Below are 17,852 nucleotides of genomic sequence, written 5' to 3'. Positions count from 1 at the left end.
CGCTGCAGCCTGCTGAGGTTGCCGTTTAATTGATATATTGCAAAGAACAAACTCGATAACCAACCCCAACCTATATGGACACCTTATTAACTATAATTGGCATCATAGCAGGAATAGTGGTAGCAGTGCTTGCACTAAGCCTTATTGCACCCAAAAGCTACACTATACAACGAAAAATTGTGATCAACCGCCCGGTGATGCAGGTCTTTAATTACATCAAATACCTGCGCAATCAGGACAATTACAGCAAATGGGTGATGCTTGATCCCAATAAGCGAATAACCGACATAGGGGCAGACGGCACTGTTGGATTTAATTCGGCCTGGGATAGTGATGTAAAACAGGTAGGTAAAGGCAACCATACTATAACGAACATCATAGAGGGCGAAAGATTAGACACAAGAGTTGTATTTATAAAACCTTTTGCCGGCGTGGCGGATGTATATATGGCAACGCAAGCGATAAGCAATGATGTTACTGAAGTAACCTGGTCTTTCTCCAGCAAGATGCCTATGCCCATGAACATCATGCTCCTGTTCATCAACATAGAAAAAATGCTTGGCCGCGATATGGAGGAAAGTTTGAACAACCTGAAAAACGTATTGGAAAAACAGGCATAATACACCTGCCGTAAAGCCATACATTATAAAACAAAGAAGCCGGCGTTTAGCGCCGGCTTCTTTGTTTTAATACGGAAAACTACTTTATCCTCTTCCGTAATTCAGTTATAGGCATGGTAACCATACGGCCTACAGGCTTTTTACCACGGTAAGTAATTACACGTAGCTGGGTAGCATCAATAGGTACGTTAAGCACACCGGTATATTTAGGGTAAAACCTATCCGGGTATGAGTTATCAAAGCTGTAATAGATATCCAGCCCGGGCACCTCGGTAGTAAGGGTTACGTTAAGCGTGCTATCAGGGTTAAAGCCTGCTTTAAATATTGGGTCGTAAACGCTTGGCGCATACTTGATCTCGGCCTCATCAAAACGGGCAAAATGCTTTTCTACCCGGTTAAAGAAGTCGTTAAAGTTCTTTTTTGCCTTCGGCGACCAAACACATTCGGCCAAAGCAAAGCCACGTGGCCAGGTCATGTATTCGGCTTGTCTGATGTTGTACACCTGTTCGGTCCACAAATTGGCCTGCCCGCCTTTTATTAATTTGGCGTTTACACCTTCTGGCACAGGGTCAAACTCATAGGTTTTGCTTAAACGCAGGGTAGCATAAACATGCGGCTCCATAATGGGGTCGCTCTGCATATAGTCCAGGTAAACGAAAGTGGTAGGGCTCATCACTACCTCGTGGCCCAGCTTGGCAGCCTCTATACCGCCTTGCACACCGCGCCAGCTCATCACTGCCGCGTTAGGGCCCAAACCGCCCTCGAGTATCTCATCCCAACCCATAAATTTTTTCCCTTTTGATTCAACGATCTTCTCTAATCGTTTTTCAAAATAGCTTTGTACTTCTTCCTGTGTTTTCAGGTTCTCTTTAGCCATTAATGCCTTTACCTCGGCACTCTGTTCCCAGAAATTTTTGGCACATTCGTCGCCACCCATGTGTATGTAACCGAACGGGAACAGCTGCGCTACTTCGCCAACCACTTTATCCAGGAACTGGTAAGTAAATTCTCCGGCAGGGTTTAACGTATTATCCACCAAAGCAGGGTGGCCCGGTTTTGTCCAGTCCATTATCCGCTCGCCCGAGCGTACTACATATTTATCAGCACCGGGAGTAGCAGATAGCTCGGGATAAGCAGCTACTGCGGCCAAACTATGGCCGGGCACATCAATCTCCGGCAGGATGTTTACAAAACGTTCCTGGGCGTATTTCACCACTTCACGGATATCATCCTGGGTATAAAAACCACCATAGTTACGTGGCTCATCGGGCTTGGGTGGGGTAAAGTTGCCAAACTCGCCTTCGCGTTTAACGTTGTAAGCGCCCACGGTAGTCAGTTTTGGATAGCTCTTAATTTCAACACGCCAGCCTTCATCATCGGTCAAATGCCAGTGAAACAGGTTAAGCTTGTATTTAGCCATATTATCAATATAGCTCATCACCTCTTTTTTAGTGAAGAAATGCCTTGATACATCCAGCATTAAGCCGCGCCATGCAAATCTGGGGTAATCGGTAATATCAACCGCTGGTATGGTCCATTTTACATTCTTAACCACCTCTTTGCTCTCAATTTCTTTTGGCAGTAACTGGAAGAGTGTTTGCATACCATAGTACAACCCGGCTTCGGTATTGGCTTTAATGGTTACCCCGTTAGCTTTAGCCGACAGGTAGTATCCTTCCTTGCCAATAGTGTTATCGGCAACCTTGTTCAGGATGAGTTTAATGGCCGCGGTTGGCGCACTTGCTTTCAAATGTACCATTTTACCGGTAGCAGTGGAGAACTTATTTTTGATCAGGTCGAGCACCGGTGTCATGGGCTGTGTTAAGGGCGCCTGCACGGTAATGGCTACCGGGAGCACGTACTGGCCGGTGTGCTGCACCATGCTTACCGGTTCAGGAATAATGGCGATGCCTTTATCGGCCTGGGCAAAAGCGCTCATACCTGCTAAACAGCATAACACAAACAAGGAAAGTTTTTTCATAATGGTTTGGCGTAATTTTAATTGGATGATTGCAATTTATAACTTTTTAAATAATATTAAAAAGTTTTTTTTGCACGCAAACGATTGATATTAAATTAACAAGGCTTATCCCGACCTGTTTTTTTATTAAATTGCCAATTCAACTTTAACCGTCCGCGCCAGCGGCATAACCAATTAATATCTACAATATGTCAACCGATCGCAGAAAGTTTTTAAAGCACCTGGGAACATCCGTTTTGCTTACATCGGCCTCGCTCAACAGCTGGGCGGCAAAAGAAGAACACGAAACGCGCATACTTAAAGCTGAAAAAAGGGTAAGCCCGAATGATAAGGTACGCATTGCCACTATTGGTATGGGTATTATGGGCTTTGCCGATACCAAAGCGGCTTTAACCGTACCCGGTGTAGAACTGGTTGGGGTTTGCGACCTGTACAAAGGCCGCCTGGCCCATGCCAAAGAAGTTTACGGGCAAAACCTCTTCACCACAATGGACCACCGGGAGATACTCGAACGTAAAGATATTGACGCGGTAATAATAGCCACAAGCGACAACTGGCACAGCCAGATAGCCATAGACGCCATGCATAAAGGCAAAGCGGTATACAGCGAAAAGCCTATGGTGCATAAAATAAGCCAGGGGTTGGAGGAGATACGCGTGCAAAAAGCAACCAAAGCGGTATTCCAGGTCGGTAGCCAGCGGGTGAGCAGTATTGCCTATCGTAAGGCAAAAGAGATGTACGAAGCCGGAGCCATAGGGAAAATTAACTCCATAGAGGCATCATTTAACCGGCAAAGCGCTTTGGGGGCATGGCAATATACCATACCTACCGATGCCAACCTACAAAACGTGGATTGGGCAAGATACCAGGCTAATGCTGATGTTAAGCATGATTTTGATGCGAAAAGATTTTTCAGGTGGAGGAACTACCGTGAGTATGGCACAGGCGTGGCAGGCGACCTGTTTGTGCATTTGTTGAGTGGTATACATTTCATTACCGGCTCAAAAGGCCCGGAAAGCATTTATTCTATTGGCGACCTGGTTTACTGGAAAGATGGCCGGAACGTACCCGATACCATGAGCGCCGTTATCCATTACGGCGATACCAAGGAGCACCCCGCCTTCCAGGTGTTATTGAGGGTGAATTTTATTAGCGGCGAGGGCGACCATGGTACTACCAAGATCGTAGGTTCCGAAGGTGTTATTGACCTTAACGACGAAGAGGCCTTTACCATCCGCAAAAATAAAATGCCCGAAGCACCGGGTATTGGCGGATGGGATTCGTTCGGGACCTTTACCCAGGCCGAGCAGAAAAAACTGATGGATGCTTACAATGCCCGCTGGACCAAAGCGCAACAGGAAACGCCTTCGTTTGACCCGATAGTATACCGTGCTCCGGAGGGATACAATGCCTCCAATGATCACTTTGCCAACTTTTTTGATGCCATACGTACCGGTAAACCAGTGGTTGAAGATGCCGTTTTCGGTTTTAGGGCGGCAGCGCCCGCGCTGGCCTGTAACGACAGCTATTTCCAGAATAAAGTAATTAAATGGGATGCCGAAAATATGCGGATCGTTTAAACACCGGGATAGATATAAACAAAACGGGCTGTTGAATATTCAACAGCCCGTTTTGTTTATTTGATGCGTCTTGCACTTACCCCTTCGTTAGTGATCTTAACGGGTTTAATCAAGCCGTTTTTGTCGAACTCCATTTTATCAATACAGGTAACACGATGGTTGCCATCGGTCTCGGTTAACGGCCTGCGGTGATAAATAATGTACCACTCGTCGGTACCGGGTATTTGAATAACGGAATGATGGCCCGCGCCAGTAGCTATGGCAGCATCCTGTTGCAGCACAACGCCGACTTTCTTAAACGGACCATTTATACTATTACCGACGGCATAGGCTACGCGGTAGTCCGGGCCGGTCCAGCCACCCTCGCTCCACATAAAATAATATTTACCCTTACGTATAAACATCACCGGGCCTTCCACATAACCCTTTGGGGTAATTTCGCGATAGGTAGTACCATCGGCAAAAGGTACCAGCCCGGTAAAATCATCTTTAAGCCTGGCAATATTGCAATGCCCCCAGCCGCCATAAATTATATAATACTGGCCGTCCTTATCCCTAAAAACAAACTGATCAATAGGCTGCGCACCATTCACTATTTTATCTATCAAAGGTTTCCCCAGGTAGTCTTTAAAAGGGCCTTCAGGCTTATCAGCAATGGCAACACCTATACCGCCTGTCGCTTCGTTATTCTGTATATCATTAGCGCCGAAAAAGAAGTAATACTTTCCCTGCTTTTTTACTATTGCCGGCGCCCACATGGCGCGTTTAGCCCATTTCACGTTAGATGAATCCAGTACATTATCATGCTTGGTCCAGTTCACCAGGTCTGTAGATGAAAAGGCATCAAAATGCACCTGCTGGTTATATGGTGCCGAGTAGGTTGGATATACCCAATACTCTTTCCCAAAAATGGCCGCTTCCGGGTCGGCATACCAGCCCTGGAATATAGGGTTCCCTGATGTTTTTTTCTGGGCCAGCAGCGGCTGTACATAGCCGGCTATGACCAATAATGCTAATAACGCTTTTTTCATAAATTTATCTGCATAGGGCAATCACGTAACCTATTACTTCCTTTACGTAGGTATTCCATTGTTCCATTGACTCCGTATCGGGTAAAAAATCAAAAAAGCTCAGCTCCGCCGATTCCTGATACTGGCAGGGGTAGGCCACAATATCAATACCGGCTTTTTTAAAAAGGAGCTTCGCCCTTGGCATATGCGAAGCCGAAGTAACTAATAAATATGGTGGTTTCAAATGATTTTTTTGTAAAAGTGGTTTGGTAAATGCGGCGTTTTCCATGGTATTCCTTGCCTTACTCTCCAGGATAATGGAACTATCGGCAACGCCTGCCTTTAACAATTCCGAGTGCACAAAAGCGGCCTCGGTAAACTTACCCGGGTTAAGCGAAGCATTGCCTCCTGTAAATACTATTTTTTTAGCTACTCCGGCGCGGTACAGCATCAGCCCCTTATAATAACGGTCGGCAGCGTTGTTAAAATAACTATTGCCCTGCCGGTCCTCGCTAACCATGCCACCCAGTATTACAACCGCGCTGTAAGTTTGGTTATGCGGTATGTATGGTGGTGTATCCCATAAGCGCGCGAACATGTCGGCAGTAATCTTTACCGAAAAGAAGTACAGTACAATAAGCCCAACGATAACCGCCTGTTTCCTGCGCCTGTTATTGCCAATAAACGCGGCGTATATCAAAACAGCCACCACCCAAAATAACGGCATCGCGAAGCCAACAAGCACCTTAGAAAGTACAAAATACATAATGGCAGCAAATTAGCATTTTTTACCTGCGCTGTTAACGCTTATTGTGCATGCACTAACAATACCGCATATGCAGTATTGCCGATTATAGCGGATTGGTGTTTTTTTGTAGGTTATTTAAACGTAGCCAACGGGTAATATTTATAACTAATCAGCTATATTTATATCCACTTCCCCTAAAAAATGAGTTGCATTAAAGTTGCCATTGTAGATGATAAGCCCCTGCTTAGAGAAGCACTAATGAGCAATTTTGCCGCTTACACCGAAATTAATATTGTATTGCAGGCGCAAAACGGATTAGACTTCCTGAACCAACTGGAGAAGCTTGCCCCCGAACTATGGCCCTCAGTGGTATTAATGGATATTGAGATGCCCGTAATGAATGGCATTGAAGCCGTAACCATAGCCAAGTGCAAATACCCCGGTATGCATTTTCTCATGCTTACGGTTTTTGATGATGAAAACAAATTGTTTGAAGCCATTAAAGCCGGCGCCGATGGTTACCTTTTAAAGGATGAAAAAATAGCCAACATTGTAAAAGCCATTACTGACATTGTATATGAAGGCGGTGTGCCGATGTCGCCCCGTATAGCCCACAAAGTATTAAAGCTGCTGCGTAACAACCCGGAAACGATTGAACCCGTTAAAACAAACCCTCCCGCGGATAACGAATATGCCCTATCGGCCCGCGAAATGGAAATACTCAACCATATTGTTGATGGGCATAACTACCAGGAAATAGGCGAACGCTTGTTCATCAGCCCGCACACCGTTCGCAAGCATATCGCCAATATTTACGATAAGCTGCATGTATCCAACAAAGCATCGGCTATTAAGGTAGCCACGCATCACGGCTGGTTCAATTAAAACAAAAATGCCCCTTTACAGGGGCATCAGCATTATATTTTTACGTTTTCCATGCCGTATTGCTTTAAAACGTCGGCAGGTACGCCTGTCCATTTGTTAGGCGCGTTACCCGCGTAACCAATGTCCTTGGTACCCATCTCACTGCTCCAGAAACCGGATGCTGTAAGGTCGCGCATCAGGCTAAAGAACTTTACACCCTGTGCCATTTCTGGCTTGGCAACATAAGGGTAAGCGATCTGGTCAAGTAGCTCGGTTTGTTGTTTAGCGCTGCATTTGATAAACGGGTTACCGTAGTGGTTAAGGCAATAAATATCTATCCATTTTAAACCACCGCGCATAGGCAATTTATGTGATGGGATATCCTTCACAATAAACTCTATAAACTCCGGCACTTTAGCGTCAGATGCGCTGCCTGAGTGTTCATCCTTAGGGATAATCAGATCAGCAAGCACGGTGATGGTAGCCATCTCATGCTCATCAAAATATTTTTCGGCTTTTAGTTTATTTTCACGCTCTACCTCTTCCGGCTGGCGGCCCGGCACCGCTTCCTGCTTGCCGGCCTCTGCCGTTTCAGGTTCTTTCTTGTCGCCGGTTTTGCAGCCAACGCCAACTAAAAACCCGGTAGTAAGGGTTCCTAAACCTATGGCTTTAAGGGATTCTCTTCTGTTCATAAGGCTTATACGTTTAGTTTTTTACGTTGTGATAAAATGTATTCGGCAGTACGCATGCTCAGCGCCAGGATAGTCCAGGTAGCGTTTTTATCGCCTTGCTGAACAAACGGAGCGGCATCAACCACAAACAGGTTGTTACAATCATGCGCCTGGCAATATTTGTTTAGGGCCGATTTTTTTGGATCGTCGCCCATACGTACGGTACCTACCTCATGGATGATCTTACCCGGAGCCTCTAAACCATAATTGGTTTCGGGGCCCTGCATTTTGCCATAAATGGCACCCATATTATGTAAGATCTCTTCAAAGGTTTCCTGCATGTGCTTGGCCTGGTTGATCTCGTCGTTGGTCCATTTATAATGGAAACGCAGTACCGGGATACCATATTTATCAACTACACCATCCGGGTCTATTTCGCAATAGTTATCCGCACGGGCAATAGCGGTACCACGGCCGGCCATGCCCACCTGTGTACCGTAGAAACGGCGGTAATCATCTTTTAGCGACGCCCCGTAGCCACCACCCGGTTTCTTTTTACCATCGCGGCCCGGTACAGCGCCGTTCATATCCTGTATGCCCCAGCCAAAACCGTATGATGGCATGTGCATACCGCCACCGTATTCAATGTGGTAACCACGCGGGAAGTTCAGTTTCTTGTTATCTAACCACCATGGTGAGTAGATGTGCACGCTACCTACACCATCTTCATTATAGCGTTTACGATCCATCAACTGCGGAAGGAAACCACCCGCGCCAGAGCCTGTACTATCATGAATATATTTACCAACAACACCACTGCTGTTAGCCAAACCACCGGGATGCGCCGAAGATTTGGAGTTAAGCAATAAACGTGCAGACTCGCCCGCGCTGGCTCCCAGGATAACTATTTTGGCGTTTACCTGGTATTCCTGCATATCCTCACGGTTAACGTATGATACGCCGGTAGCTTTGCCTTCCTTATCAGTTAATACCTCACGCACCATAGCGTTGGTAATCAATTTCAGATTGCCTGTTTTTAACGCCGGGATAACCAGACATGATGATGCAGAGAAGTCGCCGTAAACTTTACAGCTGCGGCCGCATTGCCCGCAAAAGAAACAAGCGCCACGGTCTTTATTATCTTTCAAAGCCTCAGTTAACACCGAACCACGGCCGGTAATTACTTTAACACCCGCCTTGGTTGCGCCCTGCTTAATAAATAACTCATTTAAGCGTGGTTTTGGCGGTGGTAAAAATATACCGTCAGGTTCGCTCTCAATATTTTCAACGGTGCCGTAAACACCTATCATGCGGTCAACCTTATCATAAAAAGGTTTAAGGTCGTTATAGGTAATAGGCCACGGGTCGGTTAAACCATCTTTAGGCTTAAAGTCATCAGGCCCCATACGTAATGAGATACGGCCCCAGTGATTGGTACGGCCGCCCAGCATACGCGCACGGAACCATGAGAATTCGGTACCGTCTTTAGTGGTATAAGGCTCGCCATCCAGCTCCCAGCCACCGTAAGCGGCATCAAAATCGCCGAAGGGGCGTGTAGTACCAGCGCCGCGGCGGGCCGATTCCCATGCCCATTTCAGCTGCTGCGAATCTGTTTTAGGGTCAAAGTAAGCACCGGCTTCCAGCATCAGTACCTTTAACCCGGCATGTGCCAAAACGTAACCGGCCATACCCCCACCGGCACCCGAGCCTACAACAATAGCGTCATAAACGGTACCGGTTTTTTTAATTTGTATATCTTCCATTTATATGTCGAACTATAAATTTAAATGCAGGATAATTATAACTCTTTTAATTTAATGTTTTTATAAGCCACTATAGCACCGTGTGATTGTAAAGCGATGTGTCCCTTAGGATATTTCGCGAAATCTTTCCAGGTTTTAAATTTACTGTTATTTAGTAATTCTTCCCACTCCGGGCTGCCCATTTGTACGTTAATTACTTCTTTACCGTTCAGCCAGAAAGTAAGGTGGCCTTTATCCTTGCGTATCTTCACCGCGTTCCACTGCCCGGCAGGTTTTGCAGCATCAGCCGGAGCGGCTTTCATATCATATAACGAGCCCGCCAGGTGGTTGGCTTTCTTGTTATCTTCGGCTTTTTGGTTGTCCAGCACCTGCATTTCTATACCAGACAGGTAGGTAGCACCCAATGCAGGATCTTCATGCACACCGAAAATGATACCGCTGTTGCCGCCTTCTGCAATTTTCCAATCCAGGGAAAGCTCATAGTTTTCGTATTCGCCATCAGTAACCAGGTCGGCCTGGTTAGGTGCTTTCGGGTCTAATTGTAAGGCGCCGTCAACCACACTCCATGGGCCCGCCTCTTGTTTAAGATAGGCATGCCAGCCGTTGGTGGTTTTGCCGTCAAACAAATTATGCCAGCCTTTTTTTGCCTGCGCAAACGTTGCATACTGTAACGCTGCTACAGCAAGAGTGCTCAAGATTAGTTTTTTCATGTTCAAATGCAGATTGTAGCGGCGCATGGTATAGCCGCCGGTTTATATTTTAATGAGGGTAAAGCTAACATTTATTTTGCCGGATGCCATGAAAACGCATTTTGTCAATCAAAATTTTTACAGTTTAGATTTTGTCTAAATGCGCGTCTGCTTCTTAAAAACATGGGGTTTTTACCGTCCTGCAAACTGCTAACCGCCTGCTGCAAACTAAAGATCACTTGCTGAACAGAAAATTCAGCCCCGAAGCGATACCCAATTGCATATAAAAGTAATGGTCCTGGAAATAGATGTTATAATCGTCCTGCCCGCGGTAGCCTGCCCCTACCACAAATGCGGCAGCATGCATAAACGGAAACTGGTAGTAATATTTTAAGCTGGCATTGAGCCGCCTTCCCAGGTCGGCAGCGCTATAAGGCGTTTTCCCGGCGATGTAGGTAAAATCAAATTGTAGCCTTTGCCAGTTTCTGAAGTCTGATTTATTGGGCTCAATATCATCCTGGTAACGTTTAGCCAGATTATAGACGTAAGTACCATTCACCCGCACAAACCCATACCTGCCCGGCAGACCGAGCGACGCACCGCCGCCGTTACTGTTAAAAAGCGTGCGGTGCAGTTCAATACCCAGCGTACCGAACTGGCTCAGGATGGTGTTTGGCCCGTCGAGCCGTTTACCGAGGGTATAATTTAGCTGCACAAAATCCGTACTGAACTTGCCGCTGTCTACATTTATACTGCCATCGGGCTCCACGGATGGCCCGCGGATACCGTTTGAATGGTGGGTATAGGAGGCCGACAAATATTGCGGATGGTAAGCATCATCATTTAAACGGTAATACAAATTAGCGCTGGGCATATAGCTGGGCGATTTTACCGGGTTGCCATATTGTTTAAGCAGCCTCACCTTCACCCTGGCCGAAACATCAAAAAAGAAACGTGAGCGCGGCGAATTGAGCAATACAAAGTGGGTATTGATATCGCCAACCAGCAAAGTCTTATGCGGCTGAAAAAACTCCTGCCCAAAAAATGCCGGGGCGAGGTTTTGTGTATAGATCTTGTTAAAATCGCGGTTAATGATGCGTTTGGCAATTTTTAAGCTGTCGACACGCGGAGCTACGATGGAAGTGTCGGCAGGTATATCAGCTGCTTTTGCGGCCAACGCCGGATAAAACATCACCGGCAAAAAAAATATCAGGTAAATACGTAAGAGTTTTATCATATGAAGGTGTTGCGCCGCTTGCCGGTTTAATTATCTGTTTGTATGCGCCAAAAATAAAGCTTACTGTAACATAGTTGTACTGCACCGCCGCAAAAGCATAAAATTTAGTACCTTGCAGGCATACGTTTAACAATATAGTGACATTTCAGGATTTTAATTTCGACGAACAGCTTTTAGAAGGTGTTTTAAGCATGGGGTATAATACCCCCACCCCTATACAATCATTAGCCATCCCCGCCATTATGAATGGCGACGACCTGATTGCCTGCGCGCAAACAGGCACAGGCAAAACGGCATCGTACCTGCTGCCGGTTTTAGATAATATTTGCAAAACCCACAACCACCATACCACCGCGCTGGTATTGGCGCCTACCCGCGAACTGGCCCAGCAGATAGACCAGCAGGTAGAGGGCCTGGCGTATTTTTCGGGCGTGAGCTCGCAGGCCGTGTTTGGCGGCGGCGACGGCATGGCTTACGAGCAGCAACGCCGGGGTATACAAAACAATGTAAATATACTTATTGCCACTCCCGGCCGCCTGATAGCGCACCTTACCTCGGGTGTATTAAAGCTTAACCACATCACCCACCTGGTGCTGGACGAAGCCGACCGCATGCTGGACATGGGTTTCCATGATGATATTATGCGTATTGTAGGCTATCTGCCTAAAAAACGCCAAACCTTACTTTTCTCGGCTACTATGCCGCAACGCATACGCAAACTGGCCAATGCCATATTGCATAACCCACAGCAAATAAATATAGCTATTTCGCAGCCTGCCGCCGGTATCGACCAGCAGATCTACCGCCTGCACGACCAGCAAAAAACGCCGCTACTTAAACATATCCTTAAACAGGGCTATCAAAGCGCCATTGTTTTCGCTTCGCGTAAGGAGATCGTAAAATCTCTTTACAAGGAGTTGAAAGCGGCCCATGTAAATACCGCGGCGTTCCACTCGGATCTGGAGCAAAAAGAACGCGAGGAAATATTGCTCCGCTTTAAGAACAGGCAGCTGCCGGTAATTATTGGTACCGATGCGCTGTCGCGCGGGATCGATGTGGAAGGGATTGACTTGGTAGTGAACTACGATGTACCACCCGACCCTGAAGATTATGTACACCGCATTGGCCGTACTGCCCGTGCCGCCACAACCGGCACAGCCATTACCTTTGTAAACAATCGCGACCTACGCCGTTTAAAAACCATTGAGCAACTTATTGAGCGGCCCATTAACGAGAAGGAACTGCCCGAAGACATTAAAGGCATTGCGCCAGTGAAGGAAGATCGGCCCGAACGCAGTGGCGGCGACCATAAAAAAGGTGGACGGCGTAACGACCGCAGGTATGGTAAAAAGAAACATACCAGGCCTGCTGGTGGCGATAACAAAAGCGCTTAAGGCTATAGTTAAACCATTTAATTTTTGCGGCGTCTATTTGTTTTAAAACGCCAATGCGTTACATTTACACAACCAATAAAACTAAATAATGACATCAAGACGTTCGTTCCTGAAAAGCAGTGCCATGCTATCGGCTGGTTTGCTTATGGCGCCTGAATTGTTTGCCGCCAAAAAGAACAGGTATATAGGCCTGCAGTTGTATACCGTACGCGACGCCATGGCCAAAGACCCGGTTGCCGCGTTAGCCAGGGTAGCTAAAGTAGGCTTTAACTCTGTTGAGGGGGCTACCTATACCGGCACTGAGAAATTCTACGGAATGGAACCGGCCGAGTTTAAAAAAGTATTGAGCGATAACGGCCTCATTATGCCAAGCGGTCACTACATGCTGGGCGAGGGCATGCCTAACGTTAAAGGCACTATTAGCAACGACTGGCAAAAAGCCGTTGACGACGCCGCTGCCGTTGGCCTCAAATACATGGTGTGCGCTTACCTGCTCGATGCTGAACGCGGAACGCTTGACCACTATAAAGAAACCGCCGAAAAACTGAATAAAGCAGGTGAAGTTGCCAAAAAAGCAGGCATACAATTGTGTTACCATAACCACGATTTTGAGTTTGCTTCACAGGATGGCAAATACCCGTATGATGTATTGCTAACCGCTACGGACCCCGAACTGGTAAAAATGGAAATGGATATTTACTGGATGTACCGCGCCAAGCAGGACCCGATCGCGATGTTCAAGAAACATCCGGGCCGTTTCCCTCTATGGCATGTGAAAGATATGGATAACACGCCTAAACAAATGTTTACCGAGGTAGGCAATGGCGTTATCCCTTTCAAGAACATATTTGCCCATGCTAAAACCGCAGGCTTAAAATACTTCTTTAACGAGCAGGATATTTGCCCCGGCGACCCGTTTGTAAGCATTACCAAAAGCTACAACTACATTAAAGCCCAGGGCTTCCACGTGTAAACTATTGATTGAACACTTATAATGAGGCCGGTAGCTTTCAGCTTCCGGCTTTTTTATTTATTGGGAGATAGCATTAAAAGCGCCATACCAGTATGCGGCTGGTTTTTTGTCCCTGCGACATGGTAATGGTTTTTACCTCTGCAGCCTTATGGTAATCCAACGATTTATAGCAGCCATCCAACGTGCGTTTCTGGGAGATAAGCGAAGTAAACCATTTGCATGAGCGGGCAAACTGCTTGCTTTCCGTGATCAGTTTATTCAGGAAACGGGGCTCGCCGCCCTCGCACCATAGTTCGGTATTGCGGCCGCCAAAATTCAGCTCAGCGCCTTTATCCTGCTGCAGGTTTTTCCATTTGCGCTGCGCGCTGGCATTTACCTCCTTGGCCGAGGCATGGAACGGCGGGTTGCACATAGTGATATCAAAACGTTCACCGGGTTTAATAATTCCCGAAAAGATATGCTCGTAAGAACTTTGCGTACGTATTTCTATAGCTCCGCCTAAATTATTCGCCTCCACTATCTTCCGTGCCGAACCGACGGCAACGTAATCCACCTCGCTGCCCACAAAGCTCCAGCCATAGCTCTTATGCCCTATAAGCGGGTAAATGCAGTTGGCGCCAACGCCAACATCCAACACTTTTACATTATTGCCCGTGGGTACCACGCCACCATTATCGCCTGCCAGCACATCGGCTATATAATGGATATAATCGGCCCGGCCGGGTATGGGCGGGCACAGGAAACCCTTGGGTATATCCCACTCACTGATGCCGTATTGCTGTTTTAGGATGGCTTTATTGAGTGCCTTTACAGCTTCATTATCGGTAAAGTCGATAGTTTTGAGCCCGTGCTCATTCACAAAAAGGTAGGCAGCCAATGCGGGCGAGGCTTTCGCCAGCGCGTCCAGATCATACCGCCCAGTATGCGGATTTCGGGGATGCAGGGTACTTTTCTTATCGGCGGGCGTTGCGGGTTTGTCGTTCATGTGCTCAAGGGCTTACTATCCTGCAAAATTAGCGGAATAAAATGTAAATGTATGCCCACCAAACCGGGCTATTGCTTAAATTAGGCCATTAAACCTCAATCCCTCCTGATATGACAAAGAAAGCTATCGGCCTGCTGTTACTGATCTGTACCAGCCTGCTGCATTTAAGCGCCCAGGCCAGAACCATCCAACTTGCCGGACTGGTGGTGGACAGCCAAACGCTTAACCCTATATCCACCGCCGATATTTATGACGATGAAACACACCGACTGATCGGCAGCACCAATACAGAAGGGTATTATCACATCAGCATTAACTATAACAAACCTAGCGATATCCGCTTTAAACTTCGGGTAGTAAAAAGCGGCTACAAAGCCTTTACGCAAACCGAACACTGGGGTAACCTGTCCAATGGCGCTGCGAGCCTCATGTACTTTGGTTTACAGCAAAAGTTAGGTGCCGCGCCCGCGTTTTCCTCATTGGGCGATAAAGGCAATGGCATCACCTACGAGCAGGTTTTGCAGGGTTTTATTAAGGTGAGAGAAAGTCGCGTGCTGGAAACCCAGCTTGCCCATGCCCGCCAGGGTAACCAAAAGGTATTTATACAACTGGATGATGCCGCCTACCTGCTAAGCAATAGCGGCTGGATCAAACTCAATTCAGCAGACGACAAAGTGAGGGTTGACGATAAGATAGTCGCTGCCAACCAGCTTAATGATGCCTTGAAACGCGGGCAGATCAAATGGATGTCGCCTGTAGATGAACAGCACGCAAAGTTTGCGATAAGAACGAAGTGAGGTAGACTTTTACGAATATTCAAACATCACATAAATCCTTTACCAATACTTACCTAAACCCAATCACAAAATCATGGCAAAAGCTTATACCACCCCGGGTGTTTATATAGAAGAAAAGAACAGCTTTCCCAGCTCAATGATCGCGGTGGCTACGGATGTACCGGTTTTTATTGGCTATACCGCTAAAGCTGTAAGCAATGGCTACCCGGTGCTAAGGCAACCTGTGCGTATCACCTCACTGGCACAATACGTGGCTTATTTCGGCGCAGGCTTTAAACCCAGGTATACCATTGCAGATGCCACCGATGCCGACAAGGACGCTTTTACAATGGACGGCAAAAGGAAGCTATTAAATATAGCGGATAACCACACCTTTTATCTGTATAATTCCATCCGTCTTTTTTACGCTAATGGTGGCGGCGTGGCTTACATTCTGTCTGTTGGTACGTATGAAGATAAACCGGAGGGCATTGCAATAAACGCTGCTGATATCGTGAGCGCTATAGATGTGCTTAAGCGAGAGCAGGAGCCAACACTGGTGGTTATCCCGGACGCTATTGCCCTTGGCGAAGCCTGCTACAACCAAATCTACACCGCTGTTCTGCAGCATTGTGCCGAAACGCAAAGCCGCTTCGGCATATTCGACCTGGTAAAACAGTCGCCAGCTGCCTCAACAGAGCAGATCGTGGCGGCTTTCAGAGATCAGATCGGTAACTATGGGCTTAACTATGGCGCCGCTTATTATCCCTGGTTAAAAACTACCGTAATACAGCCTGATGAAATCAGTTTTGAAAATATTGATGTCAGCGTTGATCTTGCCAAATTATTACCCGAAAGCGCAGCCAGAGAAATAATAACACAATTTAAAGCGATAGCCCAACCAACCGACGGCGATAAGAAAAACTTTCACCTTTCTTTAAAAACTGCCAGCAATACCTATGTAAAACTTTTGAATGAGCTGCTGAATAGAGAAAACGTGTTGCCGCCAAGTGGCGCTATGGCGGGTATTTATACCATGGTAGATAAAACCCGCGGGGTATGGAAAGCCCCTGCAAACGTAGCGCTAAAAATGGTGAACGCGCCGGCTATCAACATATCAAATGATGAGCAAGAACAGCTTAATGTAGATGCCGTTTCAGGTAAATCTATCAACGTGATCCGCTCTTTCGTAGGTATGGGTACACTGGTTTGGGGAGCCCGCACTTTGGATGGTAATAGCCAGGATTGGCGCTATATCAATGTTCGGCGTACGATGATGATGCTGGAAGAATCCATTAAGCTGGGCTGCCGCGCTTATGTATTTGAACCTAATAACGAAAACACCTGGGTAACCGTTAAAACCATGATCGTTAACTTCCTGACCAACCTTTGGAAACAAGGCGCGTTGGCCGGTGCCGCTCCCGAGGATGCTTTTGACGTCCAAATCGGTTTAGGCACAACCATGACCCCGACAGATGTCCTTGATGGTAAAATGCTGGTTGTGGTTAAATTAGCTGTTGTAAGGCCGGCAGAGTTTATCGTGATCACTTTTCAGCAACAAATGCAGAAATTCTAATTAAGCTTAATACAACGTCTCGGATTTGTTTAAAAGTAGTTACTAAAACTGACGCGTTACTTTTGTAAATTGCTTTATTTCAAAGGTATATTCGTATGTAATCTAAACCTAAATGATGAAGATGTTCACATTACAAAATATTTCTCTTTTCTTAATATTTATGGGTGGCGTAGGTGGAATTCTTTTATCGATTGCTCAAACCCGTGGATCCGCACAAGACAAGGCTGATATAATTGACACAACAAAGCAAGAAAACTTACGATTACGAACTCAACTCACATCTGTACAAAATGACAATATTCAATTAAATTCAAATCTTTCAAAAAGCTATAAACAAATACAGGAACAGCAAGATGCACTTGCAAAACAGACGGATCAAATTATAGCTCTTAATAAAGACCTTTCAAATCAGGCTAAGTTCATTACGCTTAATGTTACTGGCGGTGATGGATATCCTATTGTAATACCAAGAGAATTGAGAGATGTAGGGAATGGTAATTCGGCATTAGCATTCGATTTACATAATAAGAACAAGCATCCAATTTTTGACCTGTTAGTAATTATTACTGACTACAAGAAACTTAGTTCCAAATTTTACAGAAGACCAAATGATAATGTCGATTATGTTAGGAATGATGATGTAAGGGCTGCGGAGGTAATGCGCTGGATGCTGCCGAACATGGCAAAAGAAACAGTTTATCCCAATAGCTACGTTATTAACGACACTGATGCATCTTATAGCATTCAGATTAAAACTCGCAATCGGACTGTTATCGAAAAGTTGATTTTAGTGAAAGTCAAAAATGAAATCTTATCTGGTTTAGAAATATGGGATGCAGAAAAAGGTAAAATCCACCAAGATTTATCGCCAAATTTAACCAAAGAAGAATACAAAATTATACAAAAAAAACTGGACGATATACCAGACCAATTTAGTTATACCCCGACATTATGAGTAAATCTCTCAAAAATAATAATTCACATG

General features: G+C 46.1%; 16 protein-coding genes. 8 read left to right on the top strand and 8 right to left on the bottom strand.

Annotation, left to right across the window (positions count from 1 at the left end; genetic code table 11):
* The first annotated feature begins 74 nt into the window (after positions 1-74).
* Complete coding sequence (locus CKK33_RS05035; RefSeq protein ID WP_095703054.1) at positions 75-620, top strand: SRPBCC family protein; 546 nt, start codon at positions 75-77, stop codon at positions 618-620.
* Positions 621-699: 79 nt separating this feature from the next.
* Here the strand turns inward: CKK33_RS05035 and CKK33_RS05030 are convergent, their stop codons facing one another.
* Entirely contained in the window at positions 700-2,601 is a 1,902-nt protein-coding gene (locus CKK33_RS05030; RefSeq protein ID WP_095703053.1) for a beta-N-acetylhexosaminidase, read from the bottom strand.
* Positions 2,602-2,789: 188 nt separating this feature from the next.
* Between CKK33_RS05030 and CKK33_RS05025 the strand changes: the two genes are divergently transcribed.
* Positions 2,790-4,181, top strand: a complete 1,392-nt coding sequence (locus tag CKK33_RS05025; protein WP_095703052.1) for a Gfo/Idh/MocA family protein — start codon at positions 2,790-2,792, stop codon at positions 4,179-4,181.
* Between the two features lie 56 nt (positions 4,182-4,237).
* On the opposite strand, the gene CKK33_RS05020 is transcribed toward CKK33_RS05025, so the two are convergent.
* The gene (locus tag CKK33_RS05020; RefSeq protein ID WP_095703051.1) at positions 4,238-5,212 is read right to left on the bottom strand and encodes a glycoside hydrolase family 43 protein; all 975 of its coding nucleotides are present in this window, start codon (positions 5,210-5,212) and stop codon (positions 4,238-4,240) included.
* 4 nt (positions 5,213-5,216) lie between these two features.
* Positions 5,217-5,957 carry a YdcF family protein gene (locus CKK33_RS05015; RefSeq protein ID WP_095703050.1) on the bottom strand — a complete coding sequence of 247 codons (741 nt, stop codon included), beginning with the start codon at positions 5,955-5,957 and terminating at the stop codon, positions 5,217-5,219.
* Positions 5,958-6,140: 183 nt separating this feature from the next.
* On the opposite strand from CKK33_RS05015, the gene CKK33_RS05010 reads away from it, so the two are divergent.
* Entirely contained in the window at positions 6,141-6,824 is a 684-nt protein-coding gene (locus CKK33_RS05010) for a response regulator transcription factor (RefSeq protein ID WP_095703049.1), read from the top strand.
* 32 nt (positions 6,825-6,856) lie between these two features.
* Here CKK33_RS05010 and CKK33_RS05005 read toward each other — a convergent pair whose 3' ends face one another.
* The 4 genes from CKK33_RS05005 to CKK33_RS04990 form a co-directional block, all read right to left on the bottom strand.
* Entirely contained in the window at positions 6,857-7,495 is a 639-nt protein-coding gene (locus CKK33_RS05005; protein WP_095703048.1) for a gluconate 2-dehydrogenase subunit 3 family protein, read from the bottom strand.
* Between the two features lie 5 nt (positions 7,496-7,500).
* On the bottom strand, positions 7,501-9,237 hold the full coding sequence (locus CKK33_RS05000; protein ID WP_095703047.1) for a GMC oxidoreductase: 1,737 nt from the start codon (positions 9,235-9,237) through the stop codon (positions 7,501-7,503).
* Between the two features lie 35 nt (positions 9,238-9,272).
* Complete coding sequence (locus CKK33_RS04995) at positions 9,273-9,947, bottom strand: DUF1080 domain-containing protein (protein WP_095705756.1); 675 nt, start codon at positions 9,945-9,947, stop codon at positions 9,273-9,275.
* A 214-nt stretch (positions 9,948-10,161) separates the two neighbouring features.
* Positions 10,162-11,163: a hypothetical protein gene (locus CKK33_RS04990; protein WP_143822900.1), complete on the bottom strand. Its 1,002-nt coding sequence runs from the start codon at positions 11,161-11,163 to the stop codon at positions 10,162-10,164.
* Positions 11,164-11,300: 137 nt separating this feature from the next.
* Here CKK33_RS04990 and CKK33_RS04980 point away from each other — a divergent pair, with 137 nt between their 5' ends.
* Both CKK33_RS04980 and CKK33_RS04975 read left to right on the top strand, forming a co-directional pair.
* Positions 11,301-12,557 (top strand): DEAD/DEAH box helicase, encoded by a 1,257-nt coding sequence (locus CKK33_RS04980; RefSeq protein ID WP_198952442.1) that lies wholly within the window; start codon positions 11,301-11,303, stop codon positions 12,555-12,557.
* 88 nt (positions 12,558-12,645) lie between these two features.
* Positions 12,646-13,530: a TIM barrel protein gene (locus CKK33_RS04975; RefSeq protein WP_095703044.1), complete on the top strand. Its 885-nt coding sequence runs from the start codon at positions 12,646-12,648 to the stop codon at positions 13,528-13,530.
* Between the two features lie 73 nt (positions 13,531-13,603).
* On the opposite strand, the gene rlmF is transcribed toward CKK33_RS04975, so the two are convergent.
* Complete coding sequence (rlmF, locus tag CKK33_RS04970) at positions 13,604-14,515, bottom strand: 23S rRNA (adenine(1618)-N(6))-methyltransferase RlmF (RefSeq protein WP_095703043.1); 912 nt, start codon at positions 14,513-14,515, stop codon at positions 13,604-13,606.
* A 110-nt stretch (positions 14,516-14,625) separates the two neighbouring features.
* Between rlmF and CKK33_RS04965 the strand changes: the two genes are divergently transcribed.
* From CKK33_RS04965 to CKK33_RS04955, 3 genes are all read left to right on the top strand, one after another.
* Entirely contained in the window at positions 14,626-15,312 is a 687-nt protein-coding gene (locus tag CKK33_RS04965; protein WP_095703042.1) for a hypothetical protein, read from the top strand.
* 73 nt (positions 15,313-15,385) lie between these two features.
* Entirely contained in the window at positions 15,386-16,867 is a 1,482-nt protein-coding gene (locus tag CKK33_RS04960) for a phage tail sheath C-terminal domain-containing protein (RefSeq protein ID WP_095703041.1), read from the top strand.
* 112 nt (positions 16,868-16,979) lie between these two features.
* Positions 16,980-17,822 carry a hypothetical protein gene (locus CKK33_RS04955; RefSeq protein WP_095703040.1) on the top strand — a complete coding sequence of 281 codons (843 nt, stop codon included), beginning with the start codon at positions 16,980-16,982 and terminating at the stop codon, positions 17,820-17,822.
* Positions 17,823-17,852 lie beyond the last annotated feature (30 nt).

This window comes from Mucilaginibacter sp. MD40 (assembly GCF_002288635.1).
Classification (GTDB): domain Bacteria; phylum Bacteroidota; class Bacteroidia; order Sphingobacteriales; family Sphingobacteriaceae; genus Mucilaginibacter.
The sequence above is the reverse complement of the archived record's forward strand: the minus strand, read 5'-3'. Positions and strand labels throughout refer to the sequence as shown.